Genomic DNA, 6,927 nt, shown 5'->3' on the forward strand with positions numbered 1-6,927 from the left:
TCGACCTTTCAGTGACGCGAAAGGTCGATCTCGACCTCCGTGGAAAAGCCGACACGCAACGGATGCGCGGCCAGTTCCTTGGGGTCCAGCGCGATGCGGACGGGCAGGCGCTGGACCACCTTGATCCAGTTGCCGGTCGCATTTTGCGCCGGGATCAGCGAGAGAGACGATCCGGTCCCGCCGGAAAAGCCCACCACCTTGCCATGATAGACGACGTCGCTGCCATAAATGTCAGCGACCACCGTGGCAGGCATCCCCACCTTCACCTGACGCAGCTGGCGCTCCTTGAAATTGGCATCGACATAGACCTGCGCCAGCGGCACGATCGTCATGATCGGGCTGCCTTGGGCGACGCGCTGGCCGACCTGCACCTGCCGCTTGGTGACGACGCCGTCGATCGGCGCACGAATCACCGTGCGGTCAAGGTCCAGCTTCGCCGCATCCAGCTTGGCCTGTGCCACCATCACGCCCGGATCGGACTCCACCGTCGATCCGCGCACCAGTGCGTCATTGGCCGCCAGTTGTCCGCTCGCCGCGCTGCGCGTCGCCTGCGCGGTGGTGATGCCCGCCCGCGCCAGATCGAGCGCAGCGCGCGCACTGGCATAGGCGGTGCGCGCGCTCGTCACTTCATCTCCCGACACCGCGCCTTCGCCGACCAGCGCCTCGCGCCGTTGCAGGTCGATCCGCGCCTTGTCGGCGTTCGCCTGCGCCGTCGCCAGCTGGGCCTGCGCCTGCGCGATGTCCGCGCCACGCGCGTCGACCTGCGCCGCCAGCGCGCCGCTGGTCGCACTGCTTTGGCGAAATTTGCGACGCGCTTCGGCCAGATCGGCCTGCGCCTGCGCAATCGCGATGCGCGCATTGGTCGGATCGAGCCGCACCAGCACATCGCCCCGCTTCACCGCCTGGGTATCGCTGACCATCACCTGCGTGACCTGTGCCGAGATGAGCGGCGTCACCTGCGCCATTTCCGCATTCACATAGGCATTGTCGGTGCTGACATGGTTGCGCCCCACCAGCAAATACCATGCAGCCCACAGCAGCCCCAGCACGATCACCGCGAGCGCGAGCCGGATCAACCAGGCCTTGCGCGCGGTCGCGCGATCAGCCTGTTGCGTGTCGGAAAATTCGGGGGCGGCATCAGCCATGCGCAGCGTCCTTGGGCAGGGTGGCGCTGGCGGCGAAACCGCCACCCAGCGCACGGATCAGGGCAATATCGAGCGAAAAGGCGCTGGCCTCCAGCCCGGCAACGGACCGGCGCGCAGCGATCAGCTGATCCTCGACACTCAGCACGTCGAGATAGGTGGACAGGCCACCATCATAGCGTTTGCGCGCGATGCCGTAGGCGTCCTGCGACGCCGCCAGCGCCGCGCGGGCGTCCGTCAGCCGATCATCGAGCGTGCGGCGGCTGGTCAGCGCATCGGCCACTTGCTGGTAGGCAGCCAGCACGCTCTTGTCATAATTGGCCACCGCCTCGTCATAGCTGGCGCGCGCGCCGCGATACTGGCCCTGCAACGCGCCGCCATGGAAGATGGGCAGGCTGATCGCGGGACCGGCGCTGCCGAACAGCGAATCCTTGTCGAACAGGCTGTTGTAGAAGGGTTTGGCCGATCCATTGACGCCGGTGCCGTTAAACACTGTGTTATAACCAAGCGACTGGACCCCGATCAGCGCGCTCAGCCGCACCGCCGGATAGAAATCGGCGCGCGCGACCTTGACCTGTTTCGCGGCAGCTTCCGTTCGGGCCAGCGCCGCGGCAATGTCCGGGCGGCGCGCAACCAGATTGGTGGTGACATCGGCGGGCAGACCGACCGGCATCAGGCGGCCCCTGGGCGGGCGGGTGATCGCCAGGCCGCGATCTGGCCCCGCCCCGACCAGCGCGGCAATCTGATGCTGGCGCAGCACAATTGCCATGCGCGCGCCCGCCAATTGCGCCCGCGCCGCCGCAACGGTCGCGTCCGACTGGCGCAGATTGCCGCGCGTTTCGAGGCCATTGCGGCTGCGATCGGCAACCAGCTTCTGGCTGGCAATGCGAATATCAAGCGTGCGCTGTTGCAATTCGGCTTCATCATAGAGCCGCGCCAGATCGGCATAGGCGTCGGCAATTCCCGTGGTCAGCGCCAGCCGCGCCTGCTGCGCGTCCAGCTGCGCGGCGCGCGCCTGCGACGTCGCGGCCGCCAGCGCAGCCTTGTTGCGGCCCCACAGATCCAGGTCAAACCCCATACGGAGCGCCACCTGGCCCGTGCCGAGCCAGCCCTGCGGAATAAACTCCTTGGGCATCCCCATATTATAGCTTTGCTTGGTCGTCCCGGCTTTCGCGTCCAGATCGACCGAAGGCAGTGCAGCCGCACCGGCCTGCTGCGCCATAGCCTGCGCCTGCGCGAAACGGGCGGCGGCAATCGCCATGTCGGGCGCGTTGGCCAACCCTTCCTCGATCAGCGCGGTCAGTTGCGGGTCGCCATAGGCGGTCCACCAGCCTTCACCCGGCCAGGCAGCATCTGGTGCGCGCAGGCTCTCGTGCGCCGCCACGCTTTGCGCCGTGCGGATCACAGGCGGAACACCAAGATCGGGCACCGCCGCGCAGGCCGACAGCAGCGACATGGCCGTTGCCGGAATCAGGAAGCGTTCGTGGGAAAAAAGGCGACTCACCGACATGACAAACCGTACCATCCAGTATCAGAATTGCCCTTGCCGCTGTCGCGAAGCCTTGTCAACAAAATTGCCATACTCTATGGTACGGTTTAATGACTGATCTGGACACCCCTCCTCCCCCCAGCCGAAGGGAAGCGCGTCGGCAGGACCGGCGCGACGCTATCCTCATGGTTGCGGAGGGCTATTTCCTCGAACATGGCTATGCCGGCACCACCATGTCGGGCATCGCGGCGGCGCTCGGCGGGTCGAAGGGGACGTTGTGGAATCACTTTCCGTCCAAGGAAGCGCTATTTTCCGCCGTGCTTGATCGCGCCACCCGCACCTTTCGCGCCGAATTGTCGCAAATCCTCAATCCCTGCGGCGAACTGACCGCGACATTGCTGCGCGCCTGCATCAGCCTGAGCGAAAAACTCACCTCGCCCGACGCGATCGCGCTCCACCGGCTGATCATCGCAGAGGGCACGCGATTCCCCGAAATGCGCCAGATTTTCTTCGATCTTGCGCCGCTGCGGGTGCGCTATGTGTTCGCCACCTTCCTGCAAGGTGCGATGGCACGGGGCCAGTTGCGCGTGGCCGATCCGTTCGACGCCGCGCGCGCGCTGATCGCGCTGGTCATGTCGGGTAGCCACCAGCAATTGCTGATGGGGCAGCTTGATCATACATCCCGGGCGCAAACCGCCGCCGACGCCGATTTTGCCGTCACCACCTTTCTGCGCGCCTATGCCCCTGACAGCGCGGTCCCGACCGCCGGGCAGAGCGCATAGCCCCGCCCCCTGACCGTCCGCAGAAGGGGCCAGTCAAACCCTCGGTCTATCTTCGCGCGCAGCCGCGACATATGCACCTCGACACTGTTGGTGCCGGGATCAAACTCCAGCCGCCACACCGCGCGTAATAGCGCGTCGCGGCTGACCGCCTCCCCCGGCCGTCGCGCCAGATGGAGCAGCAACGCATATTCGCGCGCCAGCAGCGGGATCGCCCGGCCCGCCCGTTCGACCTGCCGGTCGACCAGATGGATCAGCAGGTCGCCCACCCGCAAGCAGGGCTGGTCGTCGCGGGCCAGCCGGATGATCCGCGCGACGGCTTCCCCTTCATGCATCCACGGACCGACGACATCCTGCGCGCCACCCTCCAGCGCGCGGGCACGGGCGGCAGGATCGTCCACGCCCTGCCACAATATCGTCGCATCGCTGATGCTGACCCGTGGCGGATCGCCGCCCGCCCCCTGCATCGCCAGATCGAAGCCGCGCGCGCTCAGCGCCCGTGCCAGCGGTGCGAAATCACTGCCCAATCCGTGACAATCGACCCGCCTGCCCACCCGTCATCCACCAATAACTGACCCACCGCATCCGACCGCCGACGCGGGGCGAAAACAAGCCAATCCCTATCCATTATGGATGGTTCGCAGCATCCCCTCTCCCGCCAACCGGATCAGCGGACTGCTGCTGCGCGCGCCCGCTTCCCAATGCGCCAGTCGCGCCGCGCCGGTCAGCCCGGTACCGATCGCGTCCCACGCCGTCCGCCGCATGGCGTCGGCAGGATGGCGTGCGGCAAAGTCCTGCGCCAAGTCGATCGCATTGCCGCTGTCGCACCCTACCGCCAGTTCCAGCAGCAATTGCGCGCTGGCCACGGTCATGCACTCGGCGATCGTACAGCGGGCCGTGTCGAACCGATATTGCCTTCGCCAGCCCTGATCGGGCGCACTGGCCAATATGTTGAGGGATACCGACAGGGACTCAGGCGGCAATTGCGCATGAATGTCGCGATTGGCGCGGTAAAGGAGAATCCGCCCCTGCGACAAATGGCTGCGCTCCACGAAACGCAGCGCCACCGCCTCCCCAGCCGCGCCCGCAACATCGCCGTCATAGGCATAATAGTCCGACCCATAGCCAGGGCCCAGATAGCCGATGGTCAGAAAGTCAAAACCATGATCATGCGGCACATGATAGAGGAAGGGGGCCGGGCCGCTCATCCGCATCACATGGTCGCGCTCGGCGGGCCAGAAGGCGGCGCGCAGCACATATTTGCCCCTGGGCGGGCGAAGCAGCATGACCTGCGCCGAATAGGGATTGGCCTGCCGCTGACCCGCGCAGCGCGTCTTGAGTTCGGCGATGGCGAAGTCGGCCAGGAAATCCCGGTTGCGCCCCAACGCCCGCAGCATCGGCGCGGCAGCGGCCAGCCCCTCTTCGCAGGAGGGGTCGAACGCCGGACTTTCACACCAGTCGACCAGCGCATCGAGGTCCACGGCTTTGTCATCCGGTGCCTGTTCGATCAGGCGGGGCATGGGACGCCCTCAATCTGCGCCAGCGTCCCCGCCGCCAGCGCCCGCACCGCCGCATCGCTTTCCGCCTGCACCATCGCGCGCAACGCAGGCAAGGCGCTTGCCGTATCGAGTGCCAGATATTCGCGCATCACCGCCCAGCGCTGCGCCGCAAGCGGGGTATCAAGCGCCTCGGCAAACCGCGCCGCCGCATCGCTACGCCCCTGCGCCCGTAGCAGCGACAGCAGCATCAACGCGCGGGCATGGCCCTCATCCGCCTCCGCTCGCGCCACCACCGCGCCGGTTGCGGACTCATATATGCGCGAACAGACCGGGCCTTGCCCCGCAATCTGCGCCCGCAACAGCATGAGCGGCGCGTCGTCCGGCAGGATGCGCAGCGTCTCACGCCACTCGTCCAGTTCCAATACATCGCCCACCGCGCAATGGCGCTGCCCGGTCGACACCGCCCGCTCTCCCTCCAGCCGGAATCCTTCCCCCCGCAATGCGCGGTTGAGCGGGCGGCAGAGCATATGGCGGCCAGAAAAATGAACCCTTGATCCCGCTTGCTCGACCGGGTCGATCACCGTCGCCGACAGCCAGATCCTCTCGGTCCGGGCCAGCACCAGATGCCGGGCCGCACCGCTGCGACTGGCGCGAAAGCCGGGAAGGTGCATGGGATCGGCGGTCATCGCCGCGCAACCCTGCGCCAACAGATCGTTGAACCAGCCTATGTCGTGCAGAAATGGCCGAATCAGCGCCAGAGCCCGATCCAACGGCGCATCCTGCGCCGCGGCCACCGCCTGCCCCAGCGCCGCGCCCAACGCTCCTGGCGTCACGGCTGGTCGATGATCGCAATCACAATATCCATCAGGCTGATGTCCATTACATCGCCATCCTGCAACCCGAACAGGCTGGCCCCGGCGGGCAGGTCGGCAATATCGTCGATGGCCAGCTGTGGCACGGTATGCGGCATGAACATCCTCCTTCTATGGGTCGCAAAAGGGAGGCTATGGCGCACGCGCGCATCGAACCAATTAAATGAATTGGTTATTATCCCTTTCCGACAAGTAGGTGCGTGTGATATGCGGAGCGTCTTGAAAGAGATGGGAGCGACCGATGGCGAGTCAGCCGGACGATGGATCACAAGTAACGCAGAAGGATGTGGATGCCGTCAGAAAGCTCAACGGGCTTTTCACAAACCGTATTTTTATACAGCCGGGCCTTGGGCATCTCCGAATGAATTTTGGCGAGATGGTGGGGGACGAAGCTGTTTACCACACAGCGATTGTGGTGCCTGTCAGCGAGGCTCCGGGGTTCGCCGATTTGATAGATCGTATGGTCAAAGCGGTGGCAGACTTGGAGGCGATAATCCGCGAGGCGCAAAATGGAGAGTAGTGCGCCAGGGGGCGCAGTCATCGGACCTTCGCCAACAGCCTTGCAGGGCGGAATTGCTGGCACTGGCGCGAGGCGTAAGCGTTCTACGTCTGTCAAATCCCATACTCGCGGAGGAGTACGTACAATGAAAATGTACAGCCTCACCGAAGGCGAGTTGGGCGAACTGGCGCAGTTGCAAGGCGGAGCCACGGTTGCATTCTCTGCTTCCTCCGCGTGCCTCGGCTTTGCCCTGAGCGTGAAGCAGGGGTTCGCATTTTCAGAGAACCTGTCGCCGGTGGTTTTGGCGTCATGGGAAACATGGATGGTCGCCGCTTTTATCGCCTCCGCATTAACTGCCCTATGCGGCCTAGGATTGTGCTATAAGGGGCGCACGCGATTAGCCGCCATCAAAGCGGAAATGGAACATGACTGATAAAGCCAACGAACGTTTCGACCGCCTGCTAGACGCGATGGCTCACGGTCAAGCGACTGTCAGCGAGGAAAAGAAACCAAAAGCCGATCTAAGGCCTGTGGACATTAGCGCATAGCGATTTTCAAGGCCGCGAGATTGATCATAGCGCGGTAGCTCTCGTCAGTTTTTTCGTACCGGGTAGCGATCCGGCGGAATGTTTTGAGGCTGCAGAAAA

At 64.8% G+C, this 6,927-nt stretch carries 9 protein-coding genes and 1 pseudogene; 3 read left to right on the forward strand and 7 right to left on the reverse strand.

Annotation, left to right across the window (positions count from 1 at the left end; translation table 11 throughout):
- Positions 1 to 8: 8 nt before the first annotated feature.
- Positions 9 to 1,145 carry an EmrA/EmrK family multidrug efflux transporter periplasmic adaptor subunit gene (locus KRZ98_RS05705; protein ID WP_217672694.1) on the reverse strand — a complete coding sequence of 379 codons (1,137 nt, stop codon included), beginning with the start codon at positions 1,143 to 1,145 and terminating at the stop codon, positions 9 to 11.
- Positions 1,138 to 2,652: an efflux transporter outer membrane subunit gene (locus KRZ98_RS05710; protein WP_217672695.1), complete on the reverse strand. Its 1,515-nt coding sequence runs from the start codon at positions 2,650 to 2,652 to the stop codon at positions 1,138 to 1,140. The genes KRZ98_RS05705 and KRZ98_RS05710 overlap by 8 nt, the downstream gene beginning before the upstream one ends.
- Positions 2,653 to 2,741: 89 nt before the next feature.
- On the opposite strand from KRZ98_RS05710, the gene KRZ98_RS05715 reads away from it, so the two are divergent.
- A complete protein-coding gene (locus tag KRZ98_RS05715) occupies positions 2,742 to 3,413 on the forward strand; it encodes a TetR/AcrR family transcriptional regulator (protein WP_217672696.1) in 672 nt (223 codons plus the stop codon).
- On the opposite strand, the gene KRZ98_RS05720 is transcribed toward KRZ98_RS05715, so the two are convergent.
- The 4 genes from KRZ98_RS05720 to KRZ98_RS05735 all read right to left on the reverse strand — a co-directional run bounded on the left by KRZ98_RS05720 (position 3,368) and on the right by KRZ98_RS05735 (position 5,879).
- A complete protein-coding gene (locus KRZ98_RS05720) occupies positions 3,368 to 3,937 on the reverse strand; it encodes a winged helix-turn-helix domain-containing protein (protein WP_217672697.1) in 570 nt (189 codons plus the stop codon). The two genes, KRZ98_RS05715 and KRZ98_RS05720, sit on opposite strands and share 46 nt — an antisense overlap.
- A 93-nt stretch (positions 3,938 to 4,030) precedes the next feature.
- The gene (locus KRZ98_RS05725; protein ID WP_217672698.1) at positions 4,031 to 4,930 is read right to left on the reverse strand and encodes a transposase; all 900 of its coding nucleotides are present in this window, start codon (positions 4,928 to 4,930) and stop codon (positions 4,031 to 4,033) included.
- Positions 4,918 to 5,742: a hypothetical protein gene (locus KRZ98_RS05730; protein WP_368389789.1), complete on the reverse strand. Its 825-nt coding sequence runs from the start codon at positions 5,740 to 5,742 to the stop codon at positions 4,918 to 4,920. The genes KRZ98_RS05725 and KRZ98_RS05730 overlap by 13 nt, the downstream gene beginning before the upstream one ends.
- Positions 5,739 to 5,879 (reverse strand): hypothetical protein, encoded by a 141-nt coding sequence (locus tag KRZ98_RS05735; protein WP_217672699.1) that lies wholly within the window; start codon positions 5,877 to 5,879, stop codon positions 5,739 to 5,741. Before KRZ98_RS05735 ends, KRZ98_RS05730 begins: the two co-directional genes overlap by 4 nt.
- 143 nt (positions 5,880 to 6,022) lie before the next feature.
- On the opposite strand from KRZ98_RS05735, the gene KRZ98_RS05740 reads away from it, so the two are divergent.
- On the forward strand, positions 6,023 to 6,301 hold the full coding sequence (locus KRZ98_RS05740) for a hypothetical protein (RefSeq protein ID WP_217672700.1): 279 nt from the start codon (positions 6,023 to 6,025) through the stop codon (positions 6,299 to 6,301).
- A 124-nt stretch (positions 6,302 to 6,425) separates the two neighbouring features.
- On the forward strand, positions 6,426 to 6,713 hold the full coding sequence (locus KRZ98_RS05745; protein ID WP_217672701.1) for a hypothetical protein: 288 nt from the start codon (positions 6,426 to 6,428) through the stop codon (positions 6,711 to 6,713).
- Between the two features lie 104 nt (positions 6,714 to 6,817).
- Here KRZ98_RS05745 and KRZ98_RS05750 read toward each other — a convergent pair.
- Positions 6,818 to 6,927, reverse strand: a pseudogene (locus KRZ98_RS05750) (IS5/IS1182 family transposase); the annotation flags it as partial.

This window comes from Sphingobium sp. AS12 (assembly GCF_019097845.1).
Lineage (GTDB): Bacteria > Pseudomonadota > Alphaproteobacteria > Sphingomonadales > Sphingomonadaceae > Sphingobium.

Coding starts and splice junctions, on each gene's coding strand:
- KRZ98_RS05745 (WP_217672701.1), top strand. CDS start 6,426: ATGAAAATGTACAGCCTCACCGAAGGCGAGTTGGGCGAACTGGCGCAG.
- KRZ98_RS05705 (WP_217672694.1), bottom strand. CDS start 1,145: ATGGCTGATGCCGCCCCCGAATTTTCCGACACGCAACAGGCTGATCGC.
- KRZ98_RS05735 (WP_217672699.1), bottom strand. CDS start 5,879: ATGCCGCATACCGTGCCACAGCTGGCCATCGACGATATTGCCGACCTG.
- KRZ98_RS05725 (WP_217672698.1), bottom strand. CDS start 4,930: ATGCCCCGCCTGATCGAACAGGCACCGGATGACAAAGCCGTGGACCTC.
- KRZ98_RS05715 (WP_217672696.1), top strand. CDS start 2,742: ATGACTGATCTGGACACCCCTCCTCCCCCCAGCCGAAGGGAAGCGCGT.
- KRZ98_RS05740 (WP_217672700.1), top strand. CDS start 6,023: ATGGCGAGTCAGCCGGACGATGGATCACAAGTAACGCAGAAGGATGTG.
- KRZ98_RS05710 (WP_217672695.1), bottom strand. CDS start 2,652: ATGTCGGTGAGTCGCCTTTTTTCCCACGAACGCTTCCTGATTCCGGCA.